Annotated in this window: 12 protein-coding genes and 1 pseudogene; 7 read left to right on the forward strand and 6 right to left on the reverse strand. The window is 57.1% G+C overall.

The genetic code is table 11. The annotated features are described in order from the left end of the window. Positions 1-29: 29 nt before the first annotated feature. The 4 genes and pseudogenes from ppc (at position 30) to gldA (ending at position 5,409) form a co-directional block, all read left to right on the forward strand. A complete protein-coding gene (gene ppc / locus ACOTZD_RS20270; protein WP_174402265.1) occupies positions 30-2,681 on the forward strand; it encodes a phosphoenolpyruvate carboxylase in 2,652 nt (883 codons plus the stop codon). A 57-nt stretch (positions 2,682-2,738) separates the two neighbouring features. Next, positions 2,739-3,503 carry a helix-turn-helix transcriptional regulator gene (locus tag ACOTZD_RS20275; protein ID WP_045337092.1) on the forward strand — a complete coding sequence of 255 codons (765 nt, stop codon included), beginning with the start codon at positions 2,739-2,741 and terminating at the stop codon, positions 3,501-3,503. Positions 3,504-3,631: 128 nt separating this feature from the next. Next, entirely contained in the window at positions 3,632-4,294 is a 663-nt protein-coding gene (gene fsa / locus ACOTZD_RS20280; protein ID WP_023315033.1) for a fructose-6-phosphate aldolase, read from the forward strand. Positions 4,295-4,306: 12 nt separating this feature from the next. Next, a pseudogene (gene gldA / locus ACOTZD_RS20285) lies at positions 4,307-5,409 on the forward strand (bifunctional L-1,2-propanediol dehydrogenase/glycerol dehydrogenase). A gap of 92 nt (positions 5,410-5,501) precedes the next feature. Here gldA and katG read toward each other — a convergent pair. From katG to metB, 4 genes are all read right to left on the reverse strand, one after another. Next, entirely contained in the window at positions 5,502-7,682 is a 2,181-nt protein-coding gene (katG, locus tag ACOTZD_RS20290) for a catalase/peroxidase HPI (RefSeq protein ID WP_174402266.1), read from the reverse strand. A 144-nt stretch (positions 7,683-7,826) separates the two neighbouring features. Continuing rightward, positions 7,827-8,717, reverse strand: coding sequence for a methylenetetrahydrofolate reductase (gene metF, locus ACOTZD_RS20295; protein WP_003862045.1), 891 nt, complete (start codon positions 8,715-8,717; stop codon positions 7,827-7,829). Between the two features lie 226 nt (positions 8,718-8,943). Further along, positions 8,944-11,376, reverse strand: coding sequence for a bifunctional aspartate kinase/homoserine dehydrogenase II (locus ACOTZD_RS20300; protein WP_174402267.1), 2,433 nt, complete (start codon positions 11,374-11,376; stop codon positions 8,944-8,946). Positions 11,377-11,378: 2 nt separating this feature from the next. Further along, positions 11,379-12,539 (reverse strand): cystathionine gamma-synthase, encoded by a 1,161-nt coding sequence (metB, locus tag ACOTZD_RS20305; protein WP_003862043.1) that lies wholly within the window; start codon positions 12,537-12,539, stop codon positions 11,379-11,381. Positions 12,540-12,814: 275 nt separating this feature from the next. Here metB and metJ point away from each other — a divergent pair, with 275 nt between their 5' ends. Continuing rightward, complete coding sequence (metJ, locus tag ACOTZD_RS20310) at positions 12,815-13,132, forward strand: met regulon transcriptional regulator MetJ (protein WP_003862042.1); 318 nt, start codon at positions 12,815-12,817, stop codon at positions 13,130-13,132. A gap of 42 nt (positions 13,133-13,174) precedes the next feature. On the opposite strand, the gene ACOTZD_RS20315 is transcribed toward metJ, so the two are convergent. Together ACOTZD_RS20315 and rpmE are read right to left on the reverse strand one after the other, a co-directional pair. Continuing rightward, positions 13,175-13,855: an oligogalacturonate-specific porin KdgM family protein gene (locus tag ACOTZD_RS20315; RefSeq protein WP_174402268.1), complete on the reverse strand. Its 681-nt coding sequence runs from the start codon at positions 13,853-13,855 to the stop codon at positions 13,175-13,177. Positions 13,856-14,175: 320 nt separating this feature from the next. Further along, positions 14,176-14,388 (reverse strand): 50S ribosomal protein L31, encoded by a 213-nt coding sequence (gene rpmE, locus ACOTZD_RS20320; protein WP_003862040.1) that lies wholly within the window; start codon positions 14,386-14,388, stop codon positions 14,176-14,178. A gap of 200 nt (positions 14,389-14,588) precedes the next feature. Between rpmE and priA the strand changes: the two genes are divergently transcribed. Beyond that, positions 14,589-16,784: a primosomal protein N' gene (gene priA, locus ACOTZD_RS20325; RefSeq protein ID WP_023315037.1), complete on the forward strand. Its 2,196-nt coding sequence runs from the start codon at positions 14,589-14,591 to the stop codon at positions 16,782-16,784. A gap of 119 nt (positions 16,785-16,903) precedes the next feature. After that, positions 16,904-17,929: a DNA-binding transcriptional regulator CytR gene (gene cytR / locus ACOTZD_RS20330; RefSeq protein WP_003862038.1), complete on the forward strand. Its 1,026-nt coding sequence runs from the start codon at positions 16,904-16,906 to the stop codon at positions 17,927-17,929. The last annotated feature ends 92 nt before the right edge of the window (positions 17,930-18,021 follow it).

The raw sequence follows: 18,021 nt of genomic DNA on the forward strand, positions 1-18,021 counted from the left end.
AACAAAAATGATGGGGTGACTGGGTTTTTATGAACGAACAATATTCCGCGTTGCGTAGTAATGTCAGTATGCTCGGCAAAGTGCTTGGAGATACCATCAAAGACGCACTGGGGGAGAACATCCTCGACCGCGTTGAAACCATCCGCAAGCTGTCCAAATCTTCCCGCGCCGGTAATGAGGCCAATCGTCAGGAGCTGCTTACCACCTTGCAGAACCTCTCCAACGATGAGCTGCTGCCCGTTGCCCGCGCCTTCAGCCAGTTCCTGAACCTGGCAAACACCGCTGAGCAATACCACAGCATTTCGCCAAAAGGCGAAGCGGCCAGCAACCCGGAAGTCATTGCCCGCACCCTTCGTAAACTCAAAGACCAGCCCGACCTCAACGAAGCGACCATCAAAAAAGCGGTGGAATCCCTTTCGCTGGAGCTGGTGCTGACCGCACACCCAACCGAAATCACCCGTCGTACGCTGATCCACAAAATGGTGGAAGTGAACAACTGTCTGAAGCAGTTGGATAACAAAGACATCGCCGACTACGAACGTAACCAGCTTATGCGCCGCCTGCGCCAGCTGATTGCCCAGTCCTGGCACACCGATGAAATTCGTAAGCATCGCCCAAGCCCGGTCGACGAAGCCAAGTGGGGCTTTGCGGTGGTGGAAAACAGCCTGTGGGAAGGGGTACCCAACTACCTGCGCGAGCTGAACGAACAGCTGGAAGAAAATCTGGGCTATCGCCTGCCGGTCGACTTTGTGCCGGTTCGCTTCACCTCCTGGATGGGCGGCGACCGCGACGGCAACCCGAACGTGACGGCGGAAATCACCCGTCACGTCCTGCTGCTGAGCCGCTGGAAAGCAACCGACCTGTTCCTGAAAGATATTCAGTTGCTGATCTCCGAGCTGTCGATGGTGGAAGCGACGCCGGAACTGCGCGCGCTGGCCGGTGAAGAAGGCGCCAGCGAGCCGTACCGCTTCCTGATGAAAAAGCTGCGCGGTCAGCTGATGGCCACTCAGGCCTGGCTGGAAGCGCGCCTGAAAGGCCAGCGCCTGCCGAAGCCGGAAGGTCTGCTGAGCCAGAACGAACAGCTCTGGGAGCCTCTATACGCCTGCTATAAATCGCTCCAGGCTTGTGGGATGGGCATCATTGCCAACGGCGAACTGCTCGACACCCTGCGCCGCGTGAAGTGTTTCGGCGTGCCGCTGGTGCGTATCGACGTTCGTCAGGAAAGTACCCGTCATACCGAAGCGCTGGGCGAGCTGACCCGCTACCTCGGCATTGGCGACTACGAAAGCTGGTCAGAAGCCGACAAACAGGCGTTCCTGATCCGCGAGCTGAACTCCAAGCGCCCGCTGCTGCCGCGCAACTGGGAGCCAAGCAATGACACCCGCGAAGTGCTCAACACCTGTAAAGCGATTGTAGATGCGCCGAAAGGATCTGTGGCCGCCTACGTGATCTCCATGGCGAAGACCCCGTCCGACGTGCTGGGCGTTCACCTTCTGCTGAAAGAAGCGGGCATTGACTATGCTCTGCCGGTAGCACCGCTATTTGAGACTCTCGACGACCTGAACAACGCTAACGACGTGATGACCCAGCTGCTGAACATCGACTGGTATCGCGGCTTTATTCAGGGCAAACAGATGGTGATGATCGGCTATTCCGACTCCGCGAAAGATGCGGGGGTGATGGCAGCCTCCTGGGCGCAGTATCAGGCACAGGATGCACTGATCAAAACCTGTGAGAAAGCCGGTATCGAGCTGACCCTGTTCCACGGACGCGGTGGCTCAATTGGTCGTGGCGGTGCGCCTGCACACGCGGCGCTGCTCTCTCAACCACCAGGAAGCCTGAAAGGCGGCCTGCGCGTGACCGAGCAGGGCGAGATGATCCGCTTCAAGTACGGCCTGCCGGAAGTGACCATCAGCAGCCTGTCGCTTTATACCAGCGCGATCCTCGAAGCCAACCTGCTGCCGCCGCCGGAGCCAAAAGAATCCTGGTGCCGGATTATGGACGAACTGTCTGACATCTCCTGCGATCTGTACCGCGGCTACGTGCGTGAAAACAAAGATTTTGTCCCTTACTTCCGCTCGGCCACGCCTGAACAGGAGCTGGGTAAACTGCCGCTGGGCTCGCGTCCTGCAAAGCGTCGCCCGACCGGTGGCGTTGAATCCCTGCGCGCCATTCCATGGATCTTCGCCTGGACGCAAAACCGCTTAATGCTGCCAGCCTGGCTGGGTGCCGGTGCGGCGCTGCAAAAAGTGGTGGAAGACGGTAAGCAGAGCGAACTGGAAACCATGTGCCGCGACTGGCCATTCTTCTCTACCCGTCTGGGAATGCTGGAGATGGTCTTCTCGAAGGCCGACCTGTGGCTGGCGGAATACTACGATCAGCGCCTGGTGAAGCCGGAGCTGTGGGCGCTGGGCAAAGAGCTGCGCGAACTGCTGGAAGGCGACATCAAAGTGGTGCTGGATATCGCCAATGACTCCCACCTGATGGAAGACCTGCCGTGGATCGCCGAGTCTATCCAGCTGCGTAACATCTACACCGACCCGCTGAACGTTTTACAGGCAGAGCTGCTGCACCGTTCGCGTCTGGCGGAAGAGGAAGGTAAAGAGCCGGATCCACGCGTTGAACAGGCGCTGATGGTGACGATTGCGGGCGTTGCGGCGGGCATGCGTAACACTGGGTAATGCTTTATGCCGGGCAGGCGTTTTTAGCGCCGCCCGGCACGTTTCGGTAGTCTTCTCATGTATTCCGATATCACCCGAATTTTGACTGACCTGGTGAACCGAACGTTACCGCTGGGCCAGATTCATTTCTCAGCGCTGGCTGAACAGCATCCCCGAACATCTCCCTGCCTCGTCATTACCCTTGCTTCCCCCTGTGAGGCGATATTTTCATCCTTTGGACACATCACGCTTCCACCGCCTAACGCCCTGAGCATACATTTCGGTAAGCAGCAGCTGACTCTCGATTTACAGCGTGACAACGCGCTTTTGCAGCAGCTGCAGGTTCCCCGGCGTGGCCCGAGAACGGGTGCTTTTCTTCTGCAAGCGCTCACCGAATTACAGATGCAGCCAGACGAGCAAGACACAGCCATGCTGGTGGTATTAAGCTTGCTCAGCCACTGCCGGGATCTGCTTGGGAGTGACATCCACACCGCTAACCGCAGCCGGGCGCTATTCGAAGCCGTTCGTAGCTATATCGAAGAAAATTACGCCTCTTCGTTAACGCGCGAATCCGTGGCACAGGCGTTCTACATCTCGCCGAACTATCTTTCCCATCTCTTTCAGAAGATCGGCCACGTGGGGTTCAACGAGTATCTGACACAAACGCGGCTGGAACATGCACGCCAGTTGCTGAAAGGCTACGATCTCAAAATTAAAGATATTGCCGCACGCTGCGGATTTCCTGACAGCAACTACTTTTGTCGCCTCTTTCGCAAGCACACCGAGCGTTCCCCTTCCGAATATCGTCGCCAGTATCACAGCCAGCTTATCGCCAAAAAATAGCATTGTGATCGCTATCGCACTTCGCTAAGGACATTACATTTGTCCAGTATTTGGCAAAATTGACCTGTATCCGCCGCACTCAGCCGGGCCTTACCCTTTATTCAACCTTTCTGACTTAAGGAAAAATAATGGAACTGTATCTGGATACCGCGAACGTGGCGGAAGTTGAACGCCTGGCGCGCATTTTTCCCATTGCGGGCGTTACCACCAACCCGAGCATCATTGCCGCCAGCCGTGAATCCATCTGGGACGTGCTGCCGCGCCTGCAAAAAGCCATTGGGCCGGAAGGCATGCTGTTTGCTCAAACCATGAGCCGCGATGCCGAAGAAATGGTGGCGGAAGCAAAACGGCTGAACAATGCCCTGCCGGACATCGTGGTAAAAATTCCCGTCACTGCACAGGGGCTCATCGCGATTAAGGCGCTGAAGAAAGAGGGAATTACCACGCTGGGCACCGCCGTTTACAGCGCCGCTCAGGGTTTACTGGCCGCGCTGGCAGGCGCGAAATACGTTGCGCCGTACGTCAACCGCGTCGACGCACAGGGCGGCGACGGTATTGGCATGGTACAGGAGCTGCAGTCCCTGCTGGAACTGCATGCGCCGGAAAGCATGGTGCTGGCTGCCAGCTTTAAAACGCCGCGCCAGGCGCTGGATTGCCTGTTGGCAGGATGTGAGGCAATCACGCTTCCCTTAGACGTAGCGCAACAAATGCTCGACACACCAGCGGTAGAGTCAGCCATAGAGAAGTTCGAGCAGGACTGGAAAAACGCGTTTGGTAACCTCAACCTCTAAGGGAGAACTGTTATGGACCGTATTATTCAATCGCCGGGGAAATACATCCAGGGTGCAGATGTTCTTACTCGCCTCGGCGACTACCTGAAGCCGCTGGCGAATCGCTGGCTGGTGGTGGGCGATAAATTTGTGCTGGGTTTTGCTGAAGAAACCCTGCGTCAGAGTTTTAAAAAAGCCGGACTCCATGCCGAAATTGCACCCTTTGGTGGCGAATGTTCGCAAAATGAAATCGATCGCCTGAAAAAGCTGGCCGACAGCGCCGACTGCCTGGCGGTGCTGGGTATCGGCGGCGGAAAAACGCTGGATACCGCCAAAGCGCTGGCGCACTTTATGGACTGCCGGTGGCCATTGCCCCGACCATTGCCTCCACCGATGCGCCGTGCAGCGCCCTCTCCGTGATTTATACCGACAGCGGTGAGTTCGATCGCTACCTGATGCTGCCGCACAACCCGAACATGGTGATTGTCGATACCAAAGTGGTGGCAGGCGCACCTGCGCGCCTGCTGGCCGCCGGGATTGGCGATGCACTGGCAACCTGGTTTGAAGCGCGCGCCTGTTCGCGCAGCGGCGCCACGACCATGGCGGGTGGCAAGTGCACGCAGGCAGCGTTAGCGCTGGCAGAGCTGTGCTACAACACGCTGGTTGAAGAGGGCGAGAAAGCGATGCTGGCGGCAGAGCAGCATGTCGTCACACCGGCGCTGGAACGCATTATCGAAGCCAACACCTATCTCAGCGGGGTGGGCTTTGAAAGCGGCGGGCTGGCGGCGGCGCATGCCATTCACAACGGCATGACGGCGGTGCCGGATGCGCATCATTTTTACCATGGTGAAAAGGTCGCGTTCGGCACACTGACACAGCTGGTACTGGAGAACGCGCCGGTTGAAGAAATTGAGACCGTCGCCGCGCTTTGCCACAGCGTTGGGCTGCCGATCACCCTGGCGCAGCTGAACATCAAAGAGGATATTCCGGCCAAAATGCGGCTGATCGCGGAAGCGTCCTGCGCCGAAGGTGAAACCATTCACAACATGCCTGGCGGCGTCACGCCGGATCAGGTCTATGCGGCGCTGCTGGTGGCCGACCAGTATGGACAGCGATTCTTGCAGGAGTGGGAGTAACGAAAAAAGCCGGGTGGCGCTGCGCTTACCCGGCCTACATGGCACTTTAATTTGTAGGCCGGGTAAGGCGTAGCCGCCACCCGGCACATGGGTTACTTCACGTCAAACCGGTCCAAATCCATCACTCGCGCCCACGCGGCAACAAAATCACGGACGAACTTCTCGTGTGCATCACTGCTGGCGTAAACTTCGGCCAGCGCACGCAGGACGGCGTTTGAACCGAAGACCAGATCGGCGCGGGTGGCGGTATATTTCACTTCCCCGCTGGCGCGATCGCTACCGGCAAACAGCTCGTTTGAGTCATCGGTCGCTTTCCACTGGGTGTTCATATCCAGCAGATTAACGAAGAAGTCGTTGCTCAGCACGCCCTCGCGGTTGGTAAACACGCCATTCTTGCTGCCATCGAAGTTTGCACCCAGTACGCGCAGACCGCCGATTAGCACCGTCAGTTCCGGCGCGGTCAGGGTCAGCTGCTGGGCTTTGTCGATCAGCAGCGACTCGGTGGTGGACACATCCACCTGCGCACGGTAGTTGCGGAAACCGTCGGCAACCGGTTCGAGCAGGTTAAACATCTCGATGTCCGTCTGGTCCTGACGCGCATCTACGCGGCCTGGGGTAAACGGTACGTTGACGTAAACGCCTGCCGCTTTCGCCGCCTGCTCAACGCCCACAACACCTGCCAGCACGATGATATCGGCCAGGGAGGCTTTATTAGTGGTGCGCTGAATAGCTTCCAGAGCCGGTAACGCCCGTACCGCCGCGGCGTTCACATCCCAGTCGCGCTGAGGCGCCAGCGCCAGACGCGCGCCGTTAGCGCCGCCACGCTTGTCGCCGCCGCGGAAGGTCGATGCCGACGCCCAGGCCACGGAAACCAGCTCGCTCACGGAGAGACCAGAGGCCGCGATTTCCGCTTTCAGGCTTTCAATATCTTCCTGCGTCGGATGGAACACCGGCTGAGGCAGCGGATCCTGCCAAATCAAATCTTCTTTCGGCACTTCCGGGCCAATGTACCGCGCTTTTGGCCCCATATCGCGATGGGTCAGCTTGAACCACGCGCGCGCAAAGGCTTCGTTGAAGGCCTGCGGATCGTTCAGGAAGCGACGGGAAATTTTCTCGAATTCCGGATCAAAACGCAGCGTCAGGTCGGTGACCAGCATGGTTGGCTTGCGTTTTTTCGACGGGTCAAACGGGTCAGGCATAATTTCCGGCGCATCCACGGCTTCAAACTGAATGGCGCCCGCCGGGCTACGCGTCTGCACCCATTCGTATTTGAACAGGTTCTCGAAGAAGTAGTTGCTCCACTGGGTCGGGGTTTGAGACCAGATAACTTCCAGCCCGGAGGTGATGGCGTCAGCGCCAATACCGGTGCCGTGCGTGCTGGCCCAGCCCAGACCCTGCGCTTCAATCGGCGACGCTTCCGGGTCAGTGCCCACATGCGTGGCTTCGCCTGCGCCGTGCGTTTTACCGAGCGTATGGCCGCCTGCAATCAGCGCGACGGTCTCTTCGTCGTTCATGCCCATGTTGCCAAAGGTAGCGCGGATCGCTGCCGCCGCAGACAGCGGTTCACCGCTGGCGTTTGGCCCTTCCGGGTTAACGTAAATCAGGCCCATTTCAGTGGCCGCAAGCGGGCGCTTCGCCAGCGCTTCCGGGTCACGGTGGGTCAGCCAGGCTTTTTCATCGCCCCAGTTCACGTCCAGATCCGGTTCCCAGACGTCTTCACGCCCGGCACCGAAACCAAAAGTGCGGAAGCCGGAGTTCTCCAGCGCCACGTTACCCGCGAGGATAAACAGGTCGGCCCAGGAGATTTTTTGTCCGTATTTTTGCTTAACTGGCCACAGCAGACGGCGAGCCTTATCCAGGCTGACGTTATCAGGCCAGGAGTTCAGCGGCGCAAAACGTTGCTGGCCGCGCCCCGCGCCGCCGCGACCGTCAACGGAGCGATAGGTACCCGCACCGTGCCAGGCCATACGAATAAACAGGCCCGCATAGCTTCCCCAGTCGGCAGGCCACCACGGTTGTGAGTCAGTTAAAAGGGCTTTGAGATCGCCCTTAAGGGCGGAATAGTCGAGCTTGCTGAATTCTTTGCGGTAGTCGAAGTCTTCACCCAGCGGGTTCGAACGGTTGGAATGTTGGTTTAGAAGATCGATGCGGAGTTGTTTAGGCCACCAATCTTTGCTGCCGGTACCTGCACCCGCGCTTTGATCGACGCCGCCCTGGTGGAACGGACATTTGCCGGCGGATGCCGCGTTATTGGTCTCGTCTGACATGCTCATCGCTATGCTCCCTTTACAGTGTTACCGTTACGATATACACCACTAGCGATAAGAGATAGTTGAATTAATCCACAGATTCGATAGCTAATACCTTTTAACTCTCTGTTCGATTAAAAAGCCCTCGTTTTATGAGGGCTTTTTACTTTACAGCGCCGGGCGAACACCGAGCGTATGGCAAATGGCATAGCTCATTTCCGCGCGATTCAGGGTATAGAAATGGAAATCTTTCACCCCTTCGCGGCTTAAAATCTTCACCATGTCCATCGCGATATTGGCCCCCACCAGCTTGCGGGTTTCCGGGTCGTCGTCCAGCCCTTCATACATTTTGGACATCCACAGCGGAATGCGCACGTTGGTCATATCCGCGAATTTCTTCGCCTGTTTGAAGTTCGAGACCGGCAGAATACCAGGGATGATTTCGACATCAATACCTGCCGAGACGCAGCGGTCACGAAAGCGCAGGTAGCTTTCAACGTCAAAGAAGAACTGAGTAATCGCACGGTTAGCACCAGCCTCCACTTTACGCTTCAGGTTGAGCAGATCCGCCTGGGCACTTTTGGCTTCCGGGTGAACTTCAGGGTAGGCGGCCACGGAGATATCAAAGTCGGCAACGTCTTTCAGCAGGCCGACCAGATCGGCGGCAAACATCTCTGGCTTACCGCTGCCTGGCGGGAGGTCGCCGCGCAGGGCCACAATGTGGCGAATGCCGTTATTCCAGTAGTCCTGGGCAATGGCGCGCAGTTCATCACGGGTGGCGTCGATACAGGTCAGGTGCGGCGCCGCTTCCAGACCGGTTCGGTCTTTAATGCCCTTAATGATGCTGTGCGTGCGGTCACGCTCACCGGAGTTGGCGCCGTAGGTCACGGAGACGAACTTCGGCTTGAGGCTGCTCAGGCGATCGATAGAGCTCCACAGGGTTTGCTCCATTTCACTGGTGCGCGGCGGGAAAAATTCAAAAGAGACGTTAATCTGGCCGTTTACTTCGGCCAGGCTCTGGTTCAGTGCTTCCCGCTGGTTGGCGTGAAAAAAGCTCATACCCTACCCCTATCAATCGCGTGTCATTGTCTGTTGTGTTGTGAACTTCTATACGTTTAGACGTCCAGATGTAAAAATGACGGAAAAGCGGGATGACGTCAACAGAAATAATCAACATTAACGGTGAGGTTTGTTCAGGGAAGATGAAGGGCATTCATGATGGGGGTGAGTGCGGTCTGATACCCTCACCCCGACCCTCTCCCACAGGGAGAGGGAAATGCAGACGTTACAGCAGCTTAGCCAGACGATTAATGTCGGACTGAATGGCTCCGGCGGTGACATCGCGCCCCGCGCCCGGGCCACGGATCACCAGCGGGTTATCGCGGTACCAGCGGCTTTCGATGGCGAAGACGTTGTCGCATGGCAGGAGCGCCGCCAGCGGATGTTCAGGACGCACCGCCTCCACGCCCACGCGCGCTTTACCGTTCGCCTCGAAGCGCGCCACGTAACGCAGCACCAGCCCCATCTCGTTAGCTGCTTCCAGACGTTGCACCATCTGCTCGTTCAGCTCGTCGCCGTTCTCGAAGAAGTGATCGACGGACCCTTCCTCGCAGCCCGCAGGCACCAGCGACTCAACGCGTACCTGACCCGGCTCAATGTCGTAGCCGGCTTCACGCGCCAGGATCACCAGCTTGCGCATCACGTCTTTACCGGCAAGGTCAACGCGCGGATCCGGCTCGGTTAAACCCTGCTGCCACGCCTGATCCACCAGGTCGGTGAACGGCACGGTGCCGTCAAATTGCAGGAACAGCCAGGAGAGCGTGCCGGAGAAGATCCCGCTCAGCGCCAGAATGCTGTCGCCGCTTTCAATCAGATCGCGCACGGTATGGTTAACCGGCAGACCTGCGCCAACGGTGGCGTTATACAGCCAGTGACGACCCGTTTTTTCGAACGCGTCGTGGATCTGGCGATATTTATCAGTGCTGCTCGCGCCCGCCAGCTTGTTGGCGCTGATGACGTGGAACCCGTGGCTGGCGAAATCCAGATACTGATCGGCCAGCTGCTCGCTGGCGGTCACATCCAGCACTACCAGATCGTCATACGGGTGCGCACGCATCCACAGGAACAGCGACTCTTCATCTTGCTCGACGGCTTCATCATTAAAGAAGGCCAGCGCGCGGCTGGCATCCAGCCCTTCGTAGTTCAGCAGGCTGCGGCGGCTGTCCACCACGCCTGCGAGAATGAATTCGAACCCGGTACGCGCCGAGAGCGTGACCTGTTCGCGGGCGAACAGCTCCAGCCAGCGGGAACCGATGTTGCCTTTACCAAACAGCACCAGGCCGATGCGTTTTTCCGCACGGAACAGGGAGGTATGCAGGCCCTGAATCAGGCTTTCGGTTGGCCCTTTACGCAGAACGGCAACCAGGCTGATGCCCTCTTCTGATTGCCAGGTGAACTCCACCGGCTGGCCTTTCAGCTGCTGCCAGAAGCGGTGGCAGTGCAGCGGGTTACGGGTGACGCCCGCGCCTACCATCGCCACCAGCGCCAGCCCCTGACGCAGGCGAAGCTCGCCCGGCAGGCCCGCTTCATCCAGAATTTTCAGGGCGCTGTCCACCACTTCGGCGGTATAGCAGAACTGCAACAGCTGGCGATCGTTATGCACGCCAACGGCCAGCGGACGCACCTGAGCACGTTTCAGGATGGTGTCGATATCTTTGTACGCCAGTTTGAAATCCTGGCCCGCAGGCACCTGGAACTCAATCAGGCAGATGTCATCGTGGCTGGTGACAATGCGCGCGCCCGTACCGGATGCCAGCACGCGCTCGATGCGGGTGGAACCCTGATCCGGCGTGTAGCTACAGCGTAGTTGCAGGTCGATGTCGCTGCCGGAAACCGGCTGTAGCGTGCGCGCGTGCAGCACCGGGGCCGCCAGACGCGCCAGCTCGCTCGCTTCGTCGAGACGCAGCAGCGGCAGCAGGCAGGCATCTTTCACTTTGCGCGGGTCCGCGCTGTACACACCGGCCACGTCGCTCCAGATGGTGACGCGGGACACGCCCGCCAGGGCACCAATCTGTGTTGCCGAGTAGTCAGAGCCGTTACGGCCCAGCAGAACGGTTTCGCCGGCATTGCTGCGGCTGATAAAGCCGGTGACGACAATACGTTTACCGGGATGTTGCACCAGCAGCTGATGCAGCAGCGGGTAGGACAACCCTTCGTCCACCTGCGGCTGCGCGGCACGTTCGGCACGCAGGAAATCACGCGCGTCGAGCCAGGCGGCTTCCACACCCAGGTGTTGCAGCACGGCGGCCATCAGGCGCGCAGACCACACTTCACCGTGGCCAACCACTTCGGCATACACCGCATCGGTAATGCCGCTGTCCAGCAGAGCGGCCAGACGCTCAAGGTCGTGCGTAAAAGCGCTAATCAGCCCGTCCGCCACGTCCGCAGGCAGCAAACCGGCAATCAGTTCGCTCTGGTAACGACGTAAGGACTGTTGCACCTGATGCGCAGAGAGGCGATCGGTCTGGCTCAGTTTCAGCCAGCTAATCAACTGGTTGGTGGTGCTGCCTGCCGCAGAGACAACCATCATGTCCCCCGGCTGTGAATACTCGGTCATGATCCCTGCGACACGCAGGTAACATTTCACATCAGCAAGACTACTACCACCAAACTTGTGCAGCTGACGACCCTTCGCCCCTGCCTGCGCTATCACACTCATGATTACCCCTTGGCTGCGACCCGGAAGCCATTTTCCAGATCGGCAATTAAATCTTCAGAATCTTCAATACCGGTCGAGATACGTAGCAGCGTCTCGGAAATCCCGGCGGCGGCACGTGCTTCGGGTGCCATACCTGCGTGCGTCATGGTTGCGGCGTGGGAGATCAAGCTTTCTACTCCCCCTAAGGATTCCGCCAGCGTAAACAATGACAACCCGCTCAGGAAGCGACGCAGCGTTTGCTCGTCACCGTCCAGTTCAAAACTTAACATCGCGCCAAATCCTTTCTGTTGGCGCGCGGCAATCTCGTGCCCCTGGTTTTCCGGCAGCGACGGGTGGTAAAGCTTTTTCACCAGCGGCTGGTTTTTCAGGAAATCCACGATCGCCTGGGCATTACGCTGCGCCACGTCCATACGCGGTGATAGCGTGCGAATACCGCGCAGCAGCAAATAGCTGTCGAACGCGCCCGCGGTGACGCCAATGTTATTGGCCCACCATGCCAGTTCGGTGACAACGTCGGGATCTTTGGCAATCACCACGCCCGCCACCACGTCAGAATGGCCGTTCAGATATTTCGTGCATGAATGCAACACCAGATCGGCACCCAGTGCCAGTGGGTTCTGAAGGGCCGGACTGAGGAACGTATTATCCACTACACTTATCGCTCCTGCATCCCTTGCGAGCTGACAAATTTTCGCAATATCGACTACGCGCAACAATGGATTGCTTGGACTTTCCACCAGAACCAGCTTCGGCTGCTCGGCAAGCGCCTGTTTCAGCGCCTGTTCGTCGTTTTGATCGACAAACAGCACACGGTAGCAGCCACGTTTCGCCAGGCTATCAAACAGACGATAGCTGCCGCCGTAACAGTCGTGTGGCGCCACCAGCAGATCGCCAGGTTTCAGGAACACTGTGGTTACCAGGTGAATGGCAGACATGCCGGTATTGGTTAATACCGCCCCTGCGCCGCCTTCCAGTTCCGCCAGCGCGCGCTGGGTGACGTCGCGCGTAGGATTGCCGCGACGCGAGTAGTCATGCGCGCGAGGTTCATTAAATCCGGTGAAATTATAGGTACTGGAGAGATGAATTGGCGGGACAACGCAGCCGTACTGCTCGTCATCATTCAATCCGCTACGCACTGCGATGGTGGCCTGTTTACGCGTCATGGTGAGGCTTCCTGGCGAATGAGGTGAAAAGTCAGGCACCAGAGTAAACATTGAAAGTATGGACGTCAATACATCTGGACATCTAAACTTCTTTGCGTATAGATTGAGCAATGCGCAAATAGCCGTTAAAATTATATGCTTTAGGACACGCTACAGCGGCAATATCCGTGCCTCGGTATCGTCTCTACGGTAAACTACGCAAGATTACGGTTCAAAACTGATGGTTACGGGTTTTGCACCTTTAGATTAATGACTGAGAGGATTAAAGGTATCTCATGGCTGAATGGAGCGGCGAATATATCAGCCCATACGCTGAGCACGGTAAGAAGAGTGAGCAAGTCAAGAAAATCACGGTGTCCATTCCTCTGAAGGTGTTGAAGATCCTCACCGATGAACGTACGCGTCGTCAGGTGAACAACCTGCGTCACGCCACTAACAGCGAACTGCTGTGCGAAGCGTTCCTGCATGCGTTTACCGGCCAACCGTTGCCGAACGATGACGATCTGCGTAAAGAACGCAGTGACGAAATCCCGGAAGAGGCGAAGGTGATCATGCGTGAACTGGGTATCGACCCGGAGACCTGGGAATACTAACAGCGATGCGGTCCCGCTGAGGGTGCTCAGCGGGATGGTTTCTCAGAAGTTGTAACCTAAGCCGACACGCAGACGCGTTTGTCGGTCGTCAGTGGTAGCAGTGTTATAGCCGGAAGAGACATTACCCACCTCCACGAATGGCACCCACGAATCGATTTTATACGCCACGCGGAAGTTATATTCGTAATCCTCTTTTTTGTTGTTATACAGATCTTCGTTGTCGGCGAATTTATAAATTCCGTTCAGCTCAAACATCCAGTTATCAATATTATATCCCAGCCACATTTCCGGGCGATATACCAGTCTGTCATCTTTACCGCCTGCATTACGGCGGGTATATTCGGTACGATAACGGAACGCCGTCCACCAGCTGTCATTAATATTATACTGTACGCGTAAATAGGGTTTATAAATAGCCATGTCGTCACCCATTTCAACCGCGACACCCGGCTGCCAGATAAATCCCTGCCAGGTAAACTGGTAGCTGGCAGTATATTCGTTGCTGTTACTCTCCATATTATTGAGCGCATCATTAGATTGCTTTTCATCTGAGCGTGAGACGGCCTCTACGGCCACACCAAAGCCCGTCCCGAAACGGTGTGACATGTATACACGGTCATAGTTACGTCCATCGTCGTAATACTCGTGTCGGTAATCAACATATCCCGCCTGCGCCGCGCACGATAGTAATGGAAGCACGAATAAAAGTTGCTTCAGTTTCATCCTTTTCCCTCAAAGTAAATACACCCTGAAAGCCATCGCTGTTGAAATGGCAAATAAGAATTTATGTCGAGCGCAGTGTAATTTTACACCCAGAGGGAAACCTTTTATTTATTGCCATATCCGGCAATAAAATGGCAAACAGGCCAAGAATACAGAGATAAAGCTCACTATCCGTATAAATAGGAATATATTAAGACACGGTGATTATTTTTCGGAAAAATTAAAATATATATTTGAAGAGGAAATATAAATACAGAATTAATTCAGGAGAGATATTACAGGCACAAAAAAACCGCCCGGAGGCGGTTTCTTCTGGATGCTTATTTAGCGCCCGGGATGCTGAAACGCTTGTTGAAGCGGTCAACACGGCCACCGGTTGCAACATCACGCTGCTTACCAGTGTAGAACGGGTGGCATTTGCCGCACACGTCCAGGTTCAGATCGTGACCCACGGTAGAGCGGATCTGGATAGAGTTACCGCAAGAGCAGTTTGCAGTAATCATTTCGTATTTCGGGTGAATATCTTTTTTCATGGGAGAACCTCAGTTAAGGCCGCGTCGCTCTTCCAGCCCTAACGCCAGACACCACGCGATGTTGAATGTAAGTTCTTTGGCGTAAAATACACCAAAGGCGGCGAATCATACAGAATTTGACCAACGTATGCAAACTGATCCGCACGCCGCTTTCACTAATGTGTATACTAACGCGCCACTTTTCAAGTCAGGAAGATTCGATGCCCGTCGCTCACGTTGCCCTGCCCGTTCCGCTTCCCCGCACCTTTGACTACCTGCTGCCCGACAGCATGAGCGCCAAAGCGGGCTGTCGCGTGACCGTGCCGTTTGGCAAACAGCAGCGCGTGGGGATCGTGGTGTCCGTCAGTAATAAAAGCGAACTGCCGCTTAACGAGCTGAAATCGGTTGTTGAGGTGCTGGACAGCGAGCCGGTTTACTCCACCAGCACCTGGCGACTGCTGCTGTGGGCGGCAGATTATTATCATCATCCGATTGGCGACGTCCTGTTCCATGCCCTGCCCATTATGCTGCGCCAGGGTAAGAGCGCCAGCCACGCGCCAATGTGGTACTGGTTTGCCACCGAGCAGGGCCAGGCGGTGGACATTAACAGCCTGAAGCGCTCGCAAAAACAGCAGCAGGCGTTGGCCGCGCTGCGCCAGGGAAAAATCTGGCGCCATCAGGTCGACGAGCTTGAGGTAAGCGAAACCGCGTTGCAGGCATTAAGGAAGAAAGGGCTGAGCGAGCTGGCCAGTGAAGCACCTGCCCTTCACGACTGGCGCGACGGCTTTTCCGTCTCGGGCGATCGTCTGCGTCTGAATACCGAGCAGGCCACCGCCGTAGGCGCGATTCACAGCGCTGCCGATCGTTTTTCCGCCTGGCTGCTGGCGGGCGTCACCGGCTCCGGTAAAACCGAAGTGTATCTGAGCGTGCTGGAAAACGTGCTCGCGCAGGGCAAACAGGCGCTGGTGATGGTGCCGGAAATCGGCCTGACGCCGCAAACCATCGCGCGTTTCCGTGAACGTTTTAATGCGCCCGTTGAGGTTCTGCACTCCGGCCTGAACGACAGCGAGCGCCTCAGCGCCTGGCTGAAAGCGAAAAACGGCGAAGCGGCGATTGTGATCGGCACCCGTTCATCGCTGTTTACGCCGTTTAAAAATCTCGGCGTTATCGTGATCGATGAAGAGCATGACAGCTCCTATAAACAGCAGGAAGGCTGGCGCTATCACGCCCGCGACTTAGCCGTGTACCGCGCCCACAGCGAGCAAATCCCCATTATTCTCGGGTCTGCCACCCCCGCGCTTGAAACGCTGCACAACGTTCGCCAGCGTAAATACCACATGCTGCGCCTGACGCGCCGCGCGGGAAATGCCCGCCCGGCCATTCAGCATGTGCTGGATCTGAAAGGTCAGCAGGTGCAGGCCGGGTTAGCGCCTGCGCTGATTAGCCGCATGCGTCAGCATTTGCAGGCGGGCAACCAGGTGATCCTGTTCCTGAACCGCCGCGGCTTTGCGCCTGCGCTGCTGTGCCACGACTGCGGCTGGATCGCGGAGTGCCCGCGCTGCGATCACTACTACACCTTCCACCAGGCTCAGCGCCATTTGCGCTGCCACCACTGCGACAGCCAGCGTCCGGTCCCCCGTCAGTGCCCGTCCTGCGGCTCAACGCACATCGTGCCGGTCGGTCTGGGAACGGAACAGCTTGAACAGGCGCTCGCGCCCTTCTTCCCGGATGTGCCCATCTCCCGTATCGACAGGGATACCACCAGCCGTAAAGGGGCGCTGGAGCAGCAACTGGCGGAAGTACATCGTGGCGGCGCGCGTATCCTGATTGGTACTCAGATGCTGGCGAAAGGGCACCACTTCCCGGACGTGACGCTGGTCGCCCTGCTGGACGTCGACGGCGCGCTGTTCTCCGCGGATTTTCGCTCCGCCGAGCGTTTCGCCCAGCTTTATACCCAGGTTGCCGGTCGCGCTGGTCGAGCGGGTAAGCAGGGCGAGGTGGTGCTGCAAACGCACCACCCTGAACATCCGCTGCTGCAAACCCTGCTGCACAAAGGCTATGACGCCTTCGCGGACCAGGCGCTGGCCGAACGTCAGACGATGCAGCTTCCCCCGTGGACCAGCCACGTTATCATCCGTGCGGAAGACCATAATAACCAGCAGGCGCCGCTGTTCCTGCAACAGCTGAGAAACCTCCTGCAAGCCAGCCCACTGGTGGATAATCAGCTGTGGATTTTAGGCCCGGTACCCGCGCTCGCCCCGAAACGCGGCGGCCGTTTCCGCTGGCAACTCTTACTTCAGCACCCCTCGCGTATCCGTTTACAGCAGATCGTCAGCGGCACGCTGGCGCTGATCAATACCCTGCCGGAAGCGCGAAAAGTGAAGTGGGTTCTGGACGTCGATCCGATTGAAGGCTGAAGACGGATCGAAAAATTTAATGCGCCTCACACTTTTTATGAAAATTCTGTAACCGATTCCATTAACTATCTGTAAAAATGGTGCGGTCCGCAGTTCGGTGTTCAGGCGAGGAGAAGACGTTGAAGTCCAGGAAAGAGGTTGCCTCGGCGACCATGAAAGACGTTGCCGAGAAAGCACAAGTCTCAACAGCAACCGTGTCCCGCGCATTGATGAACCCTGACAAAGTCTCCCAGGCGACCCGAAACCGGGTTGAAAAGGCGGCGCTTGAGGTCGGTTATTTTCCGCAAGCCATGGGGCGTAACGTAAAACGCAACGAATCCCGCACCATCCTGGTGATCGTGCCGGACATCTGCGATCCCTTCTTCAGCGAAATCATCCGCGGCATTGAAGTCACGGCCGCCGCCCAGGGCTATCTGGTGCTGATTGGCGATTGTGCCCACCAGAACCAGCAGGAAAAAACGTTCATCGACCTGATCATCACCAAGCAGATTGATGGCATGCTGCTGCTTGGCTCACGCCTGCCGTTTGATGCCAGCATTGAAGAACAGCGCAATTTACCGCCGATGGTCATGGCGAACGAATTCGCGCCGGAGCTGGAGCTGCCAACCGTTCATATCGATAACCTCACCGCCGCGTTCAACGCCGTGAACTATCTTCAGGAACTGGGGCATAAGCGCATCGGTTGTATCGCCGGACCAGAAGAGATGCCGCTGTGTCATTACCGCTTGCAGGGCTACGTTCAGGCGCTGCGCCGTACCGGGGCTATCGTCGATCCGCACTACATTGCGCGCGGTGATTTCACCTTTGAAGCGGGCGGGCAGGCGCTGGAAAAATTGCTGGCCTTGCCAGAACCGCCTACCGCGGTCTTCTGCCACAGCGACGTGATGGCGCTAGGGGCGTTATCCTACGCCAAACGTCACGGCCTGCGTGTGCCGCAGGACCTGTCGATAATCGGTTTTGATAATATTTCGCTTTCGGAGTTTTGCGATCCGCCGCTTTCGACCGTTGCACAGCCGCGGTATGACATTGGCCGGGAAGCGATGCTGCTTTTGCTGGATCAGCTGCACGGTCAAACAGTTAGCAGTGGGTCACGGCTACTGGATTGTGAGCTAATTGTGCGCGGCTCTACCCAGGCATTAACTTAAAGTAAATACCTTTCGACACCCTTATCTGGTCAAAGCCCCGTCGCTTAAGTAACATGGCGGGCTGACGAACGAATAAATACAGCGAAACGATA

This window comes from Enterobacter cloacae complex sp. SHL022 (assembly GCF_049237785.1).
Classification (GTDB): Bacteria; Pseudomonadota; Gammaproteobacteria; order Enterobacterales; family Enterobacteriaceae; genus Enterobacter; species Enterobacter hormaechei_C.